The sequence below is a fragment of the Aggregatibacter actinomycetemcomitans genome (assembly GCF_023518055.1).
In the GTDB taxonomy this organism is placed as follows: Bacteria; Pseudomonadota; Gammaproteobacteria; order Enterobacterales; family Pasteurellaceae; genus Aggregatibacter; species Aggregatibacter actinomycetemcomitans.
Genome location: NZ_CP085096.1, coordinates 811,438 through 828,873 on the forward strand (window position 1 = coordinate 811,438; position 17,436 = coordinate 828,873).

At 45.2% G+C, this 17,436-nt stretch carries 13 protein-coding genes and 4 tRNA genes; 5 read left to right on the forward strand and 12 right to left on the reverse strand.

Translation table 11 applies throughout. The features are described from left to right. Positions 1-46: 46 nt before the first annotated feature. Positions 47-2,362 (forward strand): Tex family protein, encoded by a 2,316-nt coding sequence (locus LIN98_RS04215; RefSeq protein WP_005566933.1) that lies wholly within the window; start codon positions 47-49, stop codon positions 2,360-2,362. A 47-nt stretch (positions 2,363-2,409) separates the two neighbouring features. On the opposite strand, the gene LIN98_RS04220 is transcribed toward LIN98_RS04215, so the two are convergent. The 3 genes from LIN98_RS04220 to LIN98_RS04230 are packed head-to-tail and all read right to left on the reverse strand — an operon-like array spanning position 2,410 to position 6,404. Next, positions 2,410-3,867 carry an FGGY-family carbohydrate kinase gene (locus tag LIN98_RS04220; protein WP_005546994.1) on the reverse strand — a complete coding sequence of 486 codons (1,458 nt, stop codon included), beginning with the start codon at positions 3,865-3,867 and terminating at the stop codon, positions 2,410-2,412. Positions 3,868-3,872: 5 nt separating this feature from the next. After that, complete coding sequence (locus LIN98_RS04225; protein ID WP_005566936.1) at positions 3,873-4,901, reverse strand: ABC transporter permease; 1,029 nt, start codon at positions 4,899-4,901, stop codon at positions 3,873-3,875. Positions 4,902-4,916: 15 nt separating this feature from the next. Then, positions 4,917-6,404 carry a sugar ABC transporter ATP-binding protein gene (locus LIN98_RS04230; RefSeq protein ID WP_014167617.1) on the reverse strand — a complete coding sequence of 496 codons (1,488 nt, stop codon included), beginning with the start codon at positions 6,402-6,404 and terminating at the stop codon, positions 4,917-4,919. Positions 6,405-6,566: 162 nt separating this feature from the next. Between LIN98_RS04230 and LIN98_RS04235 the strand changes: the two genes are divergently transcribed. Beyond that, positions 6,567-7,508, forward strand: a complete 942-nt coding sequence (locus LIN98_RS04235; protein ID WP_005594082.1) for a sugar ABC transporter substrate-binding protein — start codon at positions 6,567-6,569, stop codon at positions 7,506-7,508. A 69-nt stretch (positions 7,509-7,577) separates the two neighbouring features. On the opposite strand, the gene tuf is transcribed toward LIN98_RS04235, so the two are convergent. From tuf to LIN98_RS04260, 5 genes are all read right to left on the reverse strand, one after another. Then, entirely contained in the window at positions 7,578-8,762 is a 1,185-nt protein-coding gene (gene tuf, locus LIN98_RS04240; protein WP_014167500.1) for an elongation factor Tu, read from the reverse strand. A gap of 93 nt (positions 8,763-8,855) precedes the next feature. Continuing rightward, positions 8,856-8,931 (reverse strand) — tRNA-Thr (locus LIN98_RS04245). 3 nt (positions 8,932-8,934) lie between these two features. Then, positions 8,935-9,009, reverse strand: a tRNA-Gly gene (locus LIN98_RS04250). A gap of 40 nt (positions 9,010-9,049) precedes the next feature. Next, a tRNA-Tyr gene (locus LIN98_RS04255) sits at positions 9,050-9,134 on the reverse strand. Between the two features lie 30 nt (positions 9,135-9,164). Continuing rightward, positions 9,165-9,240, reverse strand: a tRNA-Thr gene (locus LIN98_RS04260). 255 nt (positions 9,241-9,495) lie between these two features. Here LIN98_RS04260 and coaA point away from each other — a divergent pair. Then, positions 9,496-10,410, forward strand: coding sequence for a type I pantothenate kinase (gene coaA, locus LIN98_RS04265; protein WP_005546885.1), 915 nt, complete (start codon positions 9,496-9,498; stop codon positions 10,408-10,410). A 54-nt stretch (positions 10,411-10,464) separates the two neighbouring features. Here the strand turns inward: coaA and gyrB are convergent, their stop codons facing one another. The 3 genes from gyrB to cyaY all read right to left on the reverse strand — a co-directional run bounded on the left by gyrB (position 10,465) and on the right by cyaY (position 15,182). Continuing rightward, the gene (gene gyrB, locus LIN98_RS04270) at positions 10,465-12,885 is read right to left on the reverse strand and encodes a DNA topoisomerase (ATP-hydrolyzing) subunit B (protein WP_033000526.1); all 2,421 of its coding nucleotides are present in this window, start codon (positions 12,883-12,885) and stop codon (positions 10,465-10,467) included. Between the two features lie 96 nt (positions 12,886-12,981). Beyond that, positions 12,982-14,871, reverse strand: coding sequence for a DNA helicase RecQ (recQ, locus tag LIN98_RS04275; protein WP_005566895.1), 1,890 nt, complete (start codon positions 14,869-14,871; stop codon positions 12,982-12,984). After that, a complete protein-coding gene (gene cyaY, locus LIN98_RS04280) occupies positions 14,868-15,182 on the reverse strand; it encodes an iron donor protein CyaY (protein ID WP_005540693.1) in 315 nt (104 codons plus the stop codon). The genes recQ and cyaY overlap by 4 nt, the downstream gene beginning before the upstream one ends. 122 nt (positions 15,183-15,304) lie before the next feature. Here cyaY and lptM point away from each other — a divergent pair, with 122 nt between their 5' ends. Together lptM and lysA are read left to right on the forward strand one after the other, a co-directional pair. Beyond that, positions 15,305-15,424, forward strand: a complete 120-nt coding sequence (gene lptM, locus LIN98_RS04285) for an LPS translocon maturation chaperone LptM (protein ID WP_148322040.1) — start codon at positions 15,305-15,307, stop codon at positions 15,422-15,424. 17 nt (positions 15,425-15,441) lie between these two features. Continuing rightward, the gene (lysA, locus tag LIN98_RS04290; RefSeq protein ID WP_005546877.1) at positions 15,442-16,692 is read left to right on the forward strand and encodes a diaminopimelate decarboxylase; all 1,251 of its coding nucleotides are present in this window, start codon (positions 15,442-15,444) and stop codon (positions 16,690-16,692) included. A gap of 52 nt (positions 16,693-16,744) precedes the next feature. Here lysA and LIN98_RS04295 read toward each other — a convergent pair whose 3' ends face one another. Continuing rightward, positions 16,745-17,350 carry a YagU family protein gene (locus LIN98_RS04295; RefSeq protein ID WP_005540687.1) on the reverse strand — a complete coding sequence of 202 codons (606 nt, stop codon included), beginning with the start codon at positions 17,348-17,350 and terminating at the stop codon, positions 16,745-16,747. Between the last annotated feature and the right edge of the window lie 86 nt (positions 17,351-17,436).

The following is a 17,436-nucleotide window of genomic DNA, read 5'->3' on the forward strand; positions in this document are numbered from 1 at the left end:
AACAGTATGCTATGCCCGTTTTTTTCATTACTAAGAAGTACATATCATGTTAAACCAACAAATCAGCCAACTTATCGCGCAGGAATTGAATGTGTGTGATAACCAAATTCTCGCCGCCATTCAACTGTTAGACGATGGCAACACCATTCCCTTTATCGCCCGTTATCGTAAAGAAGCCACCGGCGGGCTGGACGACACCCAATTACGCCATTTTGAGACCCGTTTAATTTATTTGCGTGAACTGGAAGAACGTCGTCAAACCATTCTGAAATCCATTGAAGAGCAAGGCAAATTAACGGATGAATTGCGTGGCAAAATCCAAGCTACGCAGAGCAAAACTGAATTGGAAGATTTATATTTACCGTTCAAACCGAAACGCCGCACCAAAGGACAAATTGCCATTGAAGCCGGGCTTGAGCCGTTGGCGGATTTACTTTGGAACGAACCGAAAACCGATCCGGAAACGGCGGCAAATGAATTCATTAATGTGGAAAAAGGCGTTGCCGATAGCAAAGCGGTACTGGACGGCGCCCGTTATATTTTAATGGAACGTTTCGCCGAGGACGCTGGCTTACTGGCGAAAGTGCGCGATTATTTAAGCAAAAATGCCTTATTGGTTTCCAAAGTGCTTGAGGGCAAAGAAACGGAAGGTGCAAAATTCCAAGATTATTTTGACCATCAGGAGTTATTCAAAAATGTACCTTCGCACCGTGCGTTGGCAATGTTTCGTGGGCGTAACGAAGGCATTTTGCAGCTAAGTTTAAATGCCGATCCCGACGCGGAAGAAGGAAGCCGCCAAAGTTATTGCGAAGAGATTATCCGCGACTATTTGGGCGTTCGTTTCACCGGACAACCTGCGGATAAATGGCGTGAGCAGGTTATCGCCTGGACATGGAAAATCAAGGTGGCGCTGCATTTAGAAACGGAATTGATGGCAACGTTGCGTGAGAAAGCGGAAGAAGAAGCCATTGATGTTTTTGCTCGAAATCTGACCGCACTTTTAATGGCGGCACCGGCAGGCGCGAAAAATACCATGGGTCTAGACCCGGGTTTGCGTACCGGCGTGAAAGTGGCGGTAGTGGATAGCACCGGTAAATTATTGGCAACGGACACCATTTATCCACATACGGGACAAATGGATCGCGCCATGTTGTCCATTTTCCAATTAATTAAGCAACATAATGTGGAATTAATCGCCATCGGTAACGGCACCGCTTCCCGTGAGACGGAGCGTTTTGCCAAAGATGTGATTAAAGAAATCAAAGAGAATAAACCGCAAACGGTAGTGGTGAGTGAGGCAGGCGCTTCCGTGTATTCCGCTTCCGAATTGGCGGCGCAGGAATTCCCTGAATTGGACGTGTCGTTGCGCGGTGCGGTATCTATCGCTCGTCGTTTGCAGGATCCGTTGGCGGAGTTGGTAAAAATCGAACCGAAAGCCATTGGTGTAGGGCAATATCAACATGATGTGAATCAAAGCCAGCTGGCGCGCAAACTGGACGCCGTAGTGGAAGACTGCGTGAACGCCGTGGGCGTGGATTTGAATACCGCTTCCGTACCGTTATTGGCACGCGTGGCGGGAATGACCAAAACCATTGCGCAGAATATTGTGGCATATCGTGATGAAAATGGGCGTTTCGACAGCCGTGAGCAACTGAAAAAAGTGCCGCGTTTGGGACCGAAATCCTTTGAACAATGTGCCGGTTTTATGCGTATTGCGGCGGGCAACAATCCATTAGACGCTTCCGGCGTACACCCGGAGGCTTATCCTGTTGTGGAAAAAATCCTGCAGGCAACGGAACAGTCCATTCAGGATTTAATGGGCAATGCCGGTTTGGTGCGTCAGCTTGATGCAAAACAGTTTACTGATGAACAATTCGGCTTGCCGACGGTGCAGGATATTTTCAAAGAATTGGAAAAACCGGGACGCGACCCGCGCGGCGAATTTAAAACCGCGACCTTCGCGGATGGTGTGGAGGAGATTACCGACTTAAAAGCGGGCATGATTTTAGAAGGAACGGTAACTAACGTCACTAATTTTGGCGCCTTTGTGGACATCGGCGTTCACCAAGACGGTTTGGTGCATATTTCTTCTTTAAGCGATAAATTCGTGGAAGATCCGCATCAAGTAGTGAAAACCGGTGATATAGTCAAAGTGAAAGTACTGGAAGTGGATGTCGCGCGTCGCCGTATTGCGCTGACGATGCGTTTAGATGAAAGTGCGGTGAAAAACGATGGCAAATCCGACCGCACTTTATCGGCAAAACCACGCACCAATGCTTCTCGTCAAGAACGTAATGCGCCAAGAACCAATAACGCTATGGGCAACGCATTTGCCGACGCGTTGAAGAATTGGAAGAGGTAAGGCAACTTCAGCGCATTAAAAATATCTGAAATGTTGTTAACCGCACTTTATGCCATTTCGCTCAGTAGATTAACTAGCTTACGATATTTCTGATATTTCTGTTGATATGCGTCGAAATGAAAGGAATTAGGATGAATAATTTTTAATTTCTGATTACGTTTTAAAGTGGCTGCTTCGTGATTGGCTCCTTCCGCGGCCATTAAAGCCGCGCCGAGGCAGCCGACTTCTTCAGTTTGCAGAACTTCCAAGGTTTTTCCACTAAAATCTGCCAGCATTTGCAACCAAACTTGTGATTTTACCGGGCCGCCTGTTACACGCAAACGTTGTACGTGAGGAAAACGTTGATACATCCGCTCTAAGTGTATCATGAGGCTGAATAATACACCTTCATAGACCGCTTGCAGTAAATGTGCCAAAGTGTGGTGGGCTTGCATGCCATAGAATCCGGCAGTCATGCCTAATTTGGCGTTAGTTCCGTATAAAAATGGGATGAAAATGACCGCACTTTGTGCCGGCGGTAATGCTTCTACCATTTGATTTGTCTGATGATAAGTTAAATTCCATTGCTTGATGAACCATTCTAAATTGCCGGCAGAAGTCGGACTTGCTTCCTGAATCAAGAAGGTATTTTGTTCGACATAACGTCCGTGGGCGAATGGTAGAGTTTGGTTTTCATCAATCGTATGGGAAATTCCTGTCACAATTGACCAGGTGCCTAACAGCACATTTAATTTGGTTTCGTCATTATCATCGGTCAAACACAAGGTCATTGCTGTGACATCAAATACACCGCCGACTACTGCCGTTCCAACTGCCAAACCGCATTGGTGAGCCGCTTGTTGTGTAATATAGCCTGCAATTTGATTTGGTTTTACAATGGGGGGCAGTTTACCTATGATTTCTTCAATGCCTAGCAATCGAGCCAATTCGGGTTCATAATTTCCTATTGCCATATTGTATAAATTACTTTCCGAAATATTACTCTCTTCACAATACAACTCTCCGGTTAAACAAAAGCGCAGGTAATCGTGCGCCATGAGTAACTTATTGATCGCATAATAACGTTGCGGTTGGTTTTCTTTCAACCAGCGTAAAATAGAAACAGGATGACCGGTCCATAACCCTTGATAGGAAAGCGGATAAACTTTCTTTTCCAGCCCCTCTTGCTGCCAGCGTTTAACAATGGGTTGCGAGCGTTGATCGGAAGACAGAATTGCCCGCCCTAACGGTTTATTTTCTTTGTCCAGCAAAAAAGCGCCTTTACCTTGGGCGGAAATGCCGACACTTTTAATAAAGTGCGGTTCAATTTTACTGTGTTTTATGGTAGTGCGAATAACATTGGCACATGCCCGCCAAAGCTCGTCCATATCCCGTTCGGCATAGCTCGCTTGCTCGCTTATTACACTGAGACTTTCTCTTTCGCAGGCGTGGATTTTTCCCGTTTTATCAAAAAGCGCGGCTTTGATAAAAGTACCTCCGCAGTCAATACCTAAATAATAATGCATATCCGTTACTCTCTGAAGAAAATACGTCTTAAACGACCGGTGGAAACTTCTCCGCGACGCAATTGATCAAGAAATACGGCAAGAATAATAACCAAGCCGATAATCAAACGTTGCAGATACGAGGTGACGTTCAGAAGCGTTAGTCCGTTTTGCAGCACGCCCATAATCAGCGCGCCAATGGAGGTGCTGATCACCGAACCGACGCCGCCCATCAAACTGGTTCCGCCGATCACCGTTGCGGCAATGGCATCCAGTTCATAGCCTGTTCCGGCAATAGGTTGTGCAGCGTTTAACCGTCCTACCAGAATCACCGCTCCGATCGCCGCCAGCGCACCGTTAATCACATAGGTTTTAATTTCCAGTTTATTTACATTAATGCCGGATAATCTCACCGCCTCACGATTACCGCCAAGCGCGTAAACCTGCCGTCCAAAAACGGTTTGGGTTAAGATGTAAAAGCTGATTAATACGACGATTAAAGCAATGATTACCGGTATCGGAATACCAAAGCCATCCGTTATATTCAATCGCCCGTTACCAAAAAAACGTAATGCTTCGGGAAAATTATAGATAGTTTTACCGTTAGACAGCGTGAGTGCCAGCCCTCGCGCAATCCCCATCATGCCTAAGGTAGTAATAAACGAAGTAACCTTGCCGTAAACGATAATCACACCGTTGACATACCCGCATAAAGCTCCAACTCCGATGGAACCAAGCACGGATACCATCACAACGATCGAAAGCATCGGTTCCGTCGGATTTTTACCTAGAATAGCCACTCCCCTATGGGTGAATAACCCCAAACAAACAGCGCTCAATGCGACGATAGAGCCGACCGATAAGTCAATACCTCCGGTTAGAATGACGTAAGTCATGCCGACGGAGATCACGCAAATGACGGATACTTGTAATAGGATATTAAAAATATTGTTAGTCGATAAAAAGGCTTCTGATGTGAAAGACATTCCTAAAATCATGAAAAATAAAACTAACCCGATGCCTAATTTTGAGATTATTTTTTTCAATGAAAACATAGTGTCATCCTTATTCTAAACACCTATCATCAGGTGCATTAAATTTTCTTCCGTAATTTCGGTGCGATCGGTGATTTCTTTTATCTTTTCACCGTTACGCATTACTACGATGCGATCGGAAATGGTGATTAATTCCGGTAAATCCGACGATACCATCACGATAGTGCCGCCGCTTTCGGTAAATTGGCGCATTAAATCATAAATTTCCGACTTTGCCCCGATATCAATGCCGCGAGTCGGTTCATCAAAAAACAAAATATCCACCCCGCTTTCTAACCAGCGAGCCAAAATCACTTTCTGCTGATTTCCGCCCGATAAGGTTTTGGTTTGCTGTTCCTGATCGTGAGAAACGATATGTAGTTTGGTTCTGTTTTTTTCAGCGACTCTCCGTTCTTGTTTTTTATCCAGATAAAATTTACGCCAAAAGCGTTTTAAAATCGGTAGTGTGATATTTTCCCGAATACTCATACCAAGTACCAAACCTTGGGATTTTCGGTCTTCAGTAATTAACCCGATTTTATGCTTTACCGCATCTTCCGGAGAATTGATTTTTATCTCTTTCCCGTCGATATAAATTTTTCCACTGGTCTGGTCCGCACCATAAATCGCTCTCAGTACTTCGGTTCGTCCCGCACCGACAAGTCCGGCAAAGCCTAGGATTTCTCCTTTGTTTACACTGAAAGAAATCGGTTTAATATATTTGTTGTGTAAATTTTCCACCCGTAATTTTTCCTGGTTAAAGGAACCTGTACGCAGGTATCTAGTGAAATCAATTTTACGTCCGACCATCAAACGTACGATTTCTTCCGGCGATGTATCCTGATAGCGCATCGTTCCCGTAATTCGTCCGTCTCTTAAAACGGTAACGCGATCGGCAATATATTTGAATTCCTCCAGACGATGCGAAATATAAATCATTGCCACGCCTTTCGCCTTTAGTTGATGAATAATGTTAAACAATACCTCGGTATTTTTGCGAGAAATGGACGATGTCGGTTCGTCAAAAATAATGATCTTATATTCGCTGAATACCGCTTTAGCGATTTCTACTATTTGTTGCTGAGCGATGGATAAGTCGGAAATTAAATCGTCCGGCTTTATATCCAGTTCCAGTTCGTTAATGATATGTTGCGTTTTTTCCCGCATGACCGTCCAGTTCATGCACCCTAAAGAGGAGGTTTTCTCTGAACCCAGAAAGATATTTTCCAGTACAGTTAATTTGGGGACTAGCATCAATTCCTGATGAATAAACCCGATTCCTGCCTCCTGCGCCTGTTTAACGGTGTCCGGAGAATATTTTCGGTCGGAATAAAACATTTCGCCCTCATCACAATGATAAATACCGGCAATAATCTTACACAAAGTCGATTTTCCGGCACCGTTTTCACCTATCAGGCAAAGTACCTCCCCTTGACGAATATCCAAGTGAATGTCGTCTAGTACGGTCACACCGAAAAAACGCTTGGATATATTTTTTAATTCTAAAATGATATTTTCACTCATTTAACCTCCACCGTTTCAGCTAAATAGTAGCTCATAGGATAGATTATTTTTTATGCAAAAAATGGGAGAAAGTTCACAGTTTTCAACATTGAATCTCAGTAAACTAAAGCGGTTTCAAGTCAAGAAACAAATTATTCAGTCTTAAATCAGGGAGTGTTTTATATGAAATTAAAGTTATTAAAAAATATATTTAAAATAAGTGCATTGCTTGCTGCGTTACCAACGCTTGCGGTGGCAGCGGATAAACCGCAGATTGCATTATTAATGAAAACACTAAGCAATGAATATTTTATTTCAATGCAACAGGGAGCAGAGGAAGCCGCCAAACAAAAAAATGTTGATTTAATTATTCAGGTGGCCGAGAAAGAAGATTCTACGGAACAATTAGTGGGCTTGGTTGAAAATATGATAGCCAAAAAAGTCGACGCCATTATTGTGACGCCGAATGATTCTATCGCTTTCATTCCGGCTTTCCAAAAAGCGCAAAAAGCAGGGATTCCTATTATTGATCTTGATGTTCGTCTTGACGCAAAAGCTGCTGAAGCCGCGGGACTGAAATTTAATTACGTGGGCGTAGATAATTTTAATGGTGGTTATCTGGAAGCGAAAAATCTTGCCGAAGCGTTGGGTGGGAAAGGTAATGTCGCGGTTTTGGAGGGCATCCCGGGCGTTGATAATGGCGAACAACGCAAAGGTGGTGCATTAAAAGCCTTTGCCGAATATCCGGACATAAAAATCGTGGCATCACAATCAGCAAACTGGGAAACCGAACAAGCACTTAATGTAACTACTAATATTTTAACCGCTAATCCAAATGTTAATGGTATTTTTGCCGCTAACGATAATATGGCAATCGGTGCGGTTACGGCTGTGGAAAACGCCGGTCTGGCAGGCAAAGTATTGGTTACCGGCTATGATGGTATTCCGCTTGCCATTGAATATGTAAAACAAGGCAAAATGCAAAATACTATTGATCAGCTGCCGAAAAAACAAGTGGCTATTGCTATTGAGCATGCGTTAAAACAAATCAATAAACAGGAAATTCCGGCTGTTTATTATGTAGATCCGGTCGTCGTGGATAAAGAACAATCTAAAAATTACTGATTTGATACCAAACAAAAAGGCGTACCTTTCGATACGCCTTTTCAGTTTTACTTTGGTTTGTCTTATCAATTATTTGATAATTTTAGCTACCACGCCGGCACCCACTGTACGGCCACCTTCACGGATAGCGAAACGTAAACCTTGGTCCATCGCAATTGGGTGAATTAAGGATACGGTCATTTTGATGTTATCACCGGGCATAACCATTTCCACGCCTTCAGGTAACTCGATAGTACCGGTTACGTCAGTTGTACGGAAATAGAATTGTGGACGGTAACCTTTGAAGAATGGAGTATGACGACCACCTTCTTCTTTGGACAATACGTACACTTCAGATTCGAAGTCAGTGTGCGGGGTGATTGAACCCGGTTTCGCCAATACCTGACCACGTTCGATTTCTTCACGTTTAGTACCACGCAATAATGCACCGATGTTTTCACCCGCACGACCTTCGTCAAGTAATTTACGGAACATTTCAACACCGGTTACGGTGGTTTTTGCAGTCGGTTTGATACCCACGATTTCAACTTCATCACCGGTACGGATGATACCGCGCTCAACACGACCCGTTACTACGGTACCACGACCGGAGATAGAGAACACATCTTCAATTGGAAGAAGGAACGGTTGGTCGATAGCACGCTCAGGTTCCGGGATGTAAGTATCTAAATGGTTTGCTAATTCAAGGATTTTTTCTTCCCATGCGGCATCGCCTTCAAGCGCTTTTAATGCAGAACCGCGTACGATTGGGGTGTCATCGCCCGGGAAGTCATATTGAGAAAGAAGTTCACGAACTTCCATTTCAACTAATTCTAATAACTCTTCGTCATCTACCATGTCGCATTTGTTTAAGAATACGATGATGTAAGGAACACCTACTTGGCGACCTAATAAGATGTGCTCACGAGTTTGTGGCATAGGACCGTCGGTTGCTGCTACTACTAAGATAGCACCGTCCATTTGCGCCGCACCGGTAATCATGTTTTTCACATAGTCGGCGTGTCCCGGGCAGTCAACGTGTGCATAGTGACGGGTTGGGGTGTCATATTCAACGTGTGAAGTGTTGATGGTGATACCACGCGCTTTTTCTTCAGGTGCATTATCGATTTGGTCAAATGCACGTGCTGCACCGCCGTAGTGTTTTGCCAATACGGTAGTGATAGCTGCTGTTAAAGTGGTTTTACCATGGTCAACGTGGCCGATTGTACCCACGTTAACGTGCGGTTTTGTACGTTCAAATTTTTCTTTAGACATTGAGAGTCCCTCTAAACAAACACGGTTATCGATGGTTCAACTTACCAGATTAACCAAAGTATTAAAATTTGTAATGGAGAGATTATTAAGAAGTGGTGCTGATAGGCAGATTCGAACTGCCGACCTCACCCTTACCAAGGGTGCGCTCTACCAACTGAGCTATATCAGCGCTTGGAGCGGGCAGCGGGAATCGAACCCGCGTCATTAGCTTGGAAGGCTAAGGTAATAGCCATTATACGATGCCCGCCGTTCTTAATTCATCTGTCCCATCGGTTACTCTTAGATAATGGTGGAGGGAGAAGGATTCGAACCTTCGAAGGCTGAGCCGGCAGATTTACAGTCTGCTCCCTTTGGCCGCTCGGGAATCCCTCCACTCTAAGTTTGAACTTGTATTGCGAGAAATGGTGCCGACTATCGGAATCGAACTGATGACCTACTGATTACAAGTCAGTTGCTCTACCTACTGAGCTAAGTCGGCGTCGAAAACAAGTGACGCGTATTATAGGGCTTTTTTCATGCCTGACAAGTTTTTTTTTAGTAAATAAAGTTTTTTTCAATTATTCGTTTAATTATCAAACAAAAACAATTTATCTTCGTCTAATTTACCTGATTATGCTAAATTTTTACTGCTCAATCTCTTATTTATAAGGTATATTTTGCAACCTATATTTGGCTAAAAAGAGTAATTCAACACGTGGAATTTCCGGTTTCTCATTCTATTTCGGAGCAGCTTATGCCGTTTTTGTCGTTTAATCGACAACGTTGGGCGGAATTGCGCAAATCCGTACCGTTAAAATTAACCGAGCAAGATCTCAAACCGTTGCTTGGTATTAACGAAGCACTTTCCCTTGATGAAGTCCGTACTATCTATTTACCGTTAACCCGTTTGATTAACTACTATATAGATGAAAACATTCGTCGTCAGGACGTGTTGCACCGTTTTCTTGGCGGTCAAAGCCCGAAAGTGCCTTACATTATTAGTATTGCAGGTAGCGTGGCGGTAGGAAAAAGTACTTCGGCGCGGATTTTGCAATCCTTATTAAGCCATTGGCCGCAGGAGCGAAAAGTTGATTTGATCACGACCGATGGTTTCCTGCATCCTTTATCCTATTTGCAACAACATAATTTGCTGCATAAAAAAGGTTTTCCGATTTCTTATAACACGCCGAAACTGATTCATTTTTTAGCCGACATAAAATCCGGCAAACCCAATGTCAGCGCGCCTATTTATTCACATTTAACCTATGACATTGTTCCCGATCAATTTAATGTTATCGATCAGCCCGACATTCTGATTCTGGAAGGATTGAATGTGTTACAACCGAACAAAAATCAGGCCAATGAGCTGTTCGTTTCGGATTTTGTGGATTTTTCCATTTATGTGGATGCGGAAGAAACATTACTGAAAGAATGGTATATCCGTCGTTTCCTGAAATTCCGCCAAAGTGCGTTTTCCAATCCGAGTTCTTATTTCAAACATTATGCCAACCTGTCCGAACAGGAAGCCACCGAAACGGCAGGAAAAATCTGGGATGAAATTAACGGATTGAATCTGAAAGAAAATATTTTACCGACTCGTGAGCGTGCGAACCTTATTTTGAAAAAAGGGGCGAACCATGAAGTGGAATTGGTGAAGCTAAGAAAATAACGAAAAAAACACCGCACTTTAAACCGAAAGTGCGGTGTTTTTTTAAAGTGGATTTTAAATATCCAGATTTGCTCTTAACGCATTGCTTTCGATGAAATCGCGACGCGGCTCCACTTCTTCACCCATTAAGGTGGTGAAAAGTTGATCTGCCGCCACGGCATCTTTAATCGATACTTTCAACATACGGCGGATATTCGGATCCATGGTGGTTTCCCAAAGTTGCTCAGGATTCATCTCGCCCAAGCCTTTATAACGTTGGATCATTAAGCCGCGACGGGATTCTCTCATCAGCCACTCAATTGCCTGTTCAAAAGAACCCACCGCCACTTTGCGCTCACCACGCATCACATAGGCGCTGCCTTCCAACAAGTCAACTAATTTTTCGCCTAGGGCGATTAGGCGGGTATATTCGCTACCGGTGGCGAATTGGAAATTGAGGAAATAATCCGTATCAATACCGTGTGTTCTCACCGTTAATACCACTTCGTACAAATTCCGTTCGGCGTTAAATTGCAGACGATAGCTATAATGTCTGCCGTCGGTTTCTTTCATATTTAAGGTGGCAACCAGAGAATCGGCCCAGGAATTGACCGCACTTTCCTGCTGCATCAGTGCAGTGGTCAACGCCGGTTGATAAATCAATTCTTTTAACACGCTTTCCGGATAATAGCGGGTTAAGCGGGCAATCATTTTTTGTACGGCAAGATATTCGGACGCCAAGTTTTGCAACGCCACGCCTTGCATACCCGGTGCACTTTCATTCACATAAAGCGCGGCATTTTCCAACGCAATCGCCAGTTCAAATTCCGCCATCGCTTCGTCATCTTTAATGTATTGTTCCTGCTTACCTTTTTTCACTTTATAGAGCGGCGGCTGGGCAATATAAACGTAACCGCGCTCAATCAGTTCCGGCATTTGGCGATAGAAGAACGTTAACAATAAAGTACGAATGTGGGAACCGTCCACGTCCGCATCGGTCATGATGATGATGCTGTGATAGCGCAATTTGTCGGGATTATATTCGTCACGGCCGATACCGCAGCCCAATGCGGTAATTAATGTGCCCACTTCCGCAGAAGACAACATTTTGTCGAAACGGGCTTTTTCCACGTTCAGGATTTTCCCTTTTAACGGCAAAATCGCTTGGTTTTTACGGTTACGCCCTTGTTTTGCGGAACCGCCCGCAGAGTCCCCCTCCACGATGTAAAGCTCGGATAACGCCGGATCGCGTTCCTGACAATCCGCCAATTTGCCCGGCAAGCCGCCTAAATCCAACGCGCCTTTACGACGGGTCATTTCGCGGGCTTTGCGGGCGGCTTCACGGGCACGCGCGGCATCAATAATTTTGGTCACGATGATTTTTACATCGTTCGGGTTTTCCAACAAATAGGTTTGTAAATATTCGTTCATCAGGGATTCCACCGCACTTTTCACTTCGGAGGAAACCAGTTTGTCTTTTGTTTGAGAAGAGAATTTCGGATCCGGTACTTTCACGGAAATCACCGCCACCAAGCCTTCACGGGCATCATCACCGGAAGTCGCCACTTTGGATTTCTTGGTGTAGCCTTCGTTTTCCATGTAGTTGTTCAAGGTGCGGGTCATTGCGCCACGGAAACCGGCTAAGTGCGTACCGCCGTCCCGTTGCGGAATGTTGTTGGTGAAACAATAAATGTTTTCCGCGTAACCGTCGTTCCATTGCAACGCAATTTCTACACCAATGCCATCTTTTTCAGCGGAAAAATAGAAAGGTTTCGGATGAATCGGGGTTTTACCGCGGTTGATATATTCAACGAACGCCTGAATGCCACCTTTGTAATGGAAGTGGTCTTGTTTGTCGGTACGTTCGTCAATTAAACGAATGGACACGCCAGAGTTTAAGAAAGACAACTCTCTTAAACGCTTGGCTAAAATATCGTATTCAAATTCAATATTAGTGAAGATAGTCGGGCTTGGCCAGAAACGCACGGTGGTACCGGTTTGCGTGGTTTCGCCGATGACGGCTAACGGCGCTTGCGGATCGCCGAGGCTGTAAAATTGCTCGTGCACCTTGCCTTGACGGCGAATGGTGAGCTGTAACTTGTCGGACAGCGCGTTTACCACGGATACCCCCACGCCGTGCAAACCGCCGGATACTTTATAGGAGTTATCGTCAAATTTACCGCCGGCGTGTAACACGGTCATGATCACTTCGGCAGCGGAAACGCCTTCTTCCGGGTGAATATCCACCGGAATACCGCGCCCATCGTCTTGTACGGAAACGGAATTGTCGGAATGAATAGTGACTACGATGTCGTCGCAATACCCTGCCAAGGCTTCGTCAATGGCGTTATCCACCACTTCAAAAACCATATGGTGTAAACCCGTTCCATCGTCTGTGTCACCGATATACATTCCGGGACGTTTACGCACCGCATCAAGCCCTTTCAGCACTTTAATACTGTTTGCACCATAAGTTTCAGGAGTATTTGTTGACATAATTCTTCTCTGTGTAATTCGTAAAAAATCGGGCGGGATTATAGCAAAATTTTGTGCAATTAGCTAAAAATAAGTGCGCCGAAGCGGTGGCGGGGATTATTCGCCGGCGCGGGCACTTTTATGTTCGCGGATCAAGGTGAGAAATGCCTGCCCGAAACGCTCCAGTTTAATGGCGCCAACGCCGTTGATTTGCAGCATTTCAATGTTACTGACAGGTTGATATTGCGCCATTTCTTGTAGCGTTGCGTCGTTAAACACAATATACGGCGGAATATTTTCCTTATCGGCAATTTGTTTACGCAGAAAGCGCAAGCGGGCAAACAGATCTTTGTCGTAAGAACCCACCGCACTTTTGGGCGTCATGGCGGTAGTGACAATGGAAGACAGGCGAGGAGTTGCCAATTCCAGCGGTTCTTCTCCGCGTAGAATCGGTTTGGCGTTTTCCGTTAATTGTAAGGTGTTGCCGTATTCGCCGATGATTTGGCGTACCAACCCCAAGTGAACCAACTGGCGCAATACCGACTGCCAATATTCCGTGCCATGTTCTTTGCCAATGCCGTACACGCTTAATTGATCATGGTGTTGGTCACGAATTTTCTGATTGTTCATGCCACGCAATACGGCGATGACATAATGCGCGCCATAACATTGACCGGTGCGATAAATCGCCGACATGATTTTTTGCGCATCCAACAAGCCGTTATATTTTTTCGGCGGATCGAGACAAATATCGCAATTTTGACAGGGCGTTTGGCGATGTTCGCCGAAATAATTCAATAAAACCAAACGACGGCAGGTTTGGCTTTCGGCAAATTCACCGATGGCTTGCAATTTGTGCTGTTCAATCTGCCGTTGCGGCGTTTCCGGCTTTTCCATCAGCATTTTGTTGAGCCACACATAATCTGCCGGGTCGTAAAACAATACCGCTTCCGCCGGCAAATCATCGCGCCCCGCACGACCGGTTTCCTGATAGTAGGATTCGATGCTGCGCGGCAGGTCAAAATGTGCCACAAAGCGCACGTTGGATTTATTAATGCCCATGCCGAACGCAATGGTCGCCACCACCACTTGAATGTTGTCACGCTGAAAATCCCGTTGTACTTTTTCGCGCAAGCCGTTTTCCATGCCGGCATGATACGCCGCCGCCCGCACGCCTTTGTTGTACAGGGTTTCCGCGATACGTTCCACTTTATTGCGGCTGTTGCAATACACAATGCCGCTCTTGCCCTTTTGCGCCAGCACGAAACGGCAAAGCTGTTCCATGGGTTTGAATTTTTCCACCAAGGTGTAACGAATGTTCGGGCGATCGAAGCTGCCCACATAAAAGTGCGGTCGATTTAGTCGGAGATTTTGCAGGATGTCTTGTTGTGTAGTCTGATCCGCTGTAGCAGTGAGCGCCATGATCGGCACGTTCGGAAAGCTGCCTTTTAAGCCGCCGAGTTGGGTATATTCGGGACGGAAATCGTGTCCCCATTGGGAAATGCAGTGCGCTTCATCAATGGCGATAAAACTCACTTGGCATAAAGAAATAAATTGGAAAAAGCTGCTGGTCATGACTTTTTCCGGCGATAAATACAATAATTTTAATTGCCCGGAAATTGCCCGATTCTGCACCTGTTGCTGTTCTTCGAAGGTTTGTGTGGAATTTAAATAATCCGCTTCCACGCCGTTGGCGCGCAGCTGATCCACTTGGTCTTTCATCAGGGAAATCAACGGTGAAACCACCAGCGTCGTGCCGTCAAAACAAAGGGCGGGAATTTGATAACACAACGATTTGCCCGTGCCCGTCGCCATAATCACCAAACAATCCTGCCCGTTAAGTACCGCATTGATGATTTCCTGCTGCCCTTTGCGGAAGGATTGATAGCCGAAAACCGAATGCAAAACGTGCAATGCGGAAGCATGAAGTGCGGTGGAATTTACCGACGATTCATCGGCAAAATCTACCGCACTTTTTGTTGGTTTGGACGGGTTAAGGTCGCTCATTGATTAAATTGAACCTGTTCGCCGTGTTTAGCAAGGGCTTCGGTGAGCGCCTGCCAGAAATCCAAACCGTCGTTACTGACCCAACGTCCGTCTTCTTTATAGGCAAAATGAAAGCCGCCGTTGTGGCTCGCCAGCCATAATTCCAATAACGATTCCTGTTTGTTGATCACGATTTGGCTGCGATCGCCAAGGGTGATGGTGAACACGGAACCCTGACGTTCGCAATCCACATCGCAATCCTGCGCTTCCAGTTGTTCTTCAATTTCATCCCAAACTTGCTCGATTTTCTGATGAAACTCGATGATATTCATAAAAACCACTCCCCTAAATGTTGGTAAAGAGGGAATTATAAAGATTTTCTGCGCGTTGTGATAGCACAAAGCCCGATTTAATGGTAAAAAGAGCAGTCAAATTTGAGAACAAGGAGCAACCGATGAAAAAACTCATTTCCTTATTTTTACTCGTCACCTTATGTGCCTTAAGCAGTGGCTGTGGCGTGAAAGGTCCGTTGTATTTTCCTGCACAAGATTCAGCCGATCAGGCGACCAAATAATTTTTACAGGCGATGTTATGGACTTTTTCCAATATCAATATGATCGACTTATGGTGGAAAATCTGCCGGTCAAACAACTTGCCGAGGAGTTCGGCACGCCCTTATATGTTTATTCCAAAGCCGCTCTTGAGCACCACTGGTATGCTTTTGAGAACGCCTTTGGAAACCATCCGCACTTAGTGTGTTTCGCCGTGAAATCCAATCCGAATATTGCTATTTTGAACATCATGGCAAGACTGGGTTCCGGCTTTGACATTGTGTCCCAAGGAGAATTGGAACGGGTGCTTGCCGCCGGCGGTGAGGCGCATAAAGTGGTGTTTTCCGGCGTGGCGAAATCCCGCCGGGAAATCGCCCGCGCGCTGGAAGTGGGCATTCGTTGCTTTAACATAGAATCGGAAGCAGAATTGTTACGCATTAATCAAGTCGCTGGCGACATAGGCAAAATCGCACCCATATCTTTACGCGTCAATCCTGATGTGGACGCCCACACCCACCCTTACATTTCCACCGGTTTAAAAGAAAATAAGTTCGGTGTGAGTGTGGAACAGGCACGTGAGGTGTATAAATTAGCCACAACGCTGCCGAATATTGAAATTGTCGGTATGGATTGTCACATCGGTTCGCAACTCACGGAATTACAACCATTTTTAGATGCCGCCGATCGGTTAATCATGCTCATGGAACAGTTAAAACAGGACAGCATTCAGTTGAAACATTTGGATTTGGGCGGCGGTTTAGGCGTCACTTACACCGACGAAACGCCACCACACCCGACGGAATACGCCAAAGCCCTGTGGGAAAAATTAAGTGCGTTCAACGAGTTGGAAATTATCGTTGAGCCCGGTCGCGCCATCACCGCCAATGCGGGGATTTTGGTGACCAAAGTGGAATATTTAAAATCCAACGAAAGCCGTAATTTCGCCATTGTAGATGCGGGCATGAACGACATGATTCGCCCGGCGTTATATCAGGCTTATATGAACATTCTGGAAATCGACCGCACTTTAGCGCGCGAAGAGAAAATTTATGACGTGGTGGGGCCGATTTGCGAAACCTCGGATTTCCTCGGCAAACAACGTAAACTTGCCATTGCGGAAGGGGATTATTTAGCCCAACGCTCTGCGGGAGCTTATGGCGCCAGTATGTCTTCCAACTACAATTCCCGCCCGAGAACGGCGGAGGTTATGGTGGACGGCGACAACGCCTATTTAATCCGCCGCCGTGAAGCGTTAAATGAATTGTGGCGACTGGAAAGTTTGTTGCCATAGTCAAACTGATATAAAAAATCCCACAAATACATTTGCAGGATTTTTGTTTCGATTAACGATATGGCTGATTTAACGGCACTTCCGGATCCGGCTCGTGCGTAATGCGGTTACGTAAATCACGACGAATTAACTCAATGCTCCAGAACCAAAAAACATGGCCGACAAATTCGGAAACATGTTCATACCAAGGTAACTCAGATATTTGTGGTGTTAAATTAAGTAATGGAAAAGCGATATAGTGAACACCAATATTACAAATAATACTGAACAGAATACCTTGCCATAATTTAATTTTCGGGAAACGTTCTGCGACGATACAATAGAACAGTGCGAATACAACCGAGAAAGTAATGTGGGTCACGCCAATCCAGTTAAATCCGTAATCGGCGAAAGTAAACACCGCTTCCGTCGGATTAATACCGATATAATCACGTAAGAAAACATGCGGCGGGTTTAAAAATGCACGGGAACAAACCTCAAGGGCTTGGCTGGGATCTTTACAGGCAGCGGTGAATAAATCCAACGGACTACGTGGTGGGAATGGGTGCTCGGCGCCCCATTTTACGAATGAAGAAACCACACCGGCGATAATCGCCACGAACGCCGCGACACCATAACGACGACGGGACGGATCAGTTTGAACAAATAATCCAGACATAATATATCCCTCTAAATTTAATTAAACGCTATTCACTTTTATCTTTAGATGAAATAAAAGTGCGGCTAATATTCTCAGTATTTTTT

Bases quoted from the DNA above. Each gene is read 5' to 3' on its own strand.
- LIN98_RS04215 (WP_005566933.1), top strand. From the start codon at position 47: ATGTTAAACCAACAAATCAGCCAACTTATCGCGCAGGAATTGAATGTG.
- lptM (WP_148322040.1), top strand. From the start codon at position 15,305: ATGAAAAAACTCATTTCCTTATTTTTACTCGTCACCTTATGTGCCTTA.
- LIN98_RS04235 (WP_005594082.1), top strand. From the start codon at position 6,567: ATGAAATTAAAGTTATTAAAAAATATATTTAAAATAAGTGCATTGCTT.
- cyaY (WP_005540693.1), bottom strand. From the start codon at position 15,182: ATGAATATCATCGAGTTTCATCAGAAAATCGAGCAAGTTTGGGATGAA.
- LIN98_RS04295 (WP_005540687.1), bottom strand. From the start codon at position 17,350: ATGTCTGGATTATTTGTTCAAACTGATCCGTCCCGTCGTCGTTATGGT.
- LIN98_RS04225 (WP_005566936.1), bottom strand. From the start codon at position 4,901: ATGTTTTCATTGAAAAAAATAATCTCAAAATTAGGCATCGGGTTAGTT.
- tuf (WP_014167500.1), bottom strand. From the start codon at position 8,762: ATGTCTAAAGAAAAATTTGAACGTACAAAACCGCACGTTAACGTGGGT.
- recQ (WP_005566895.1), bottom strand. From the start codon at position 14,871: ATGAGCGACCTTAACCCGTCCAAACCAACAAAAAGTGCGGTAGATTTT.
- gyrB (WP_033000526.1), bottom strand. From the start codon at position 12,885: ATGTCAACAAATACTCCTGAAACTTATGGTGCAAACAGTATTAAAGTG.
- coaA (WP_005546885.1), top strand. From the start codon at position 9,496: ATGCCGTTTTTGTCGTTTAATCGACAACGTTGGGCGGAATTGCGCAAA.
- LIN98_RS04230 (WP_014167617.1), bottom strand. From the start codon at position 6,404: ATGAGTGAAAATATCATTTTAGAATTAAAAAATATATCCAAGCGTTTT.
- lysA (WP_005546877.1), top strand. From the start codon at position 15,442: ATGGACTTTTTCCAATATCAATATGATCGACTTATGGTGGAAAATCTG.
- LIN98_RS04220 (WP_005546994.1), bottom strand. From the start codon at position 3,867: ATGCATTATTATTTAGGTATTGACTGCGGAGGTACTTTTATCAAAGCC.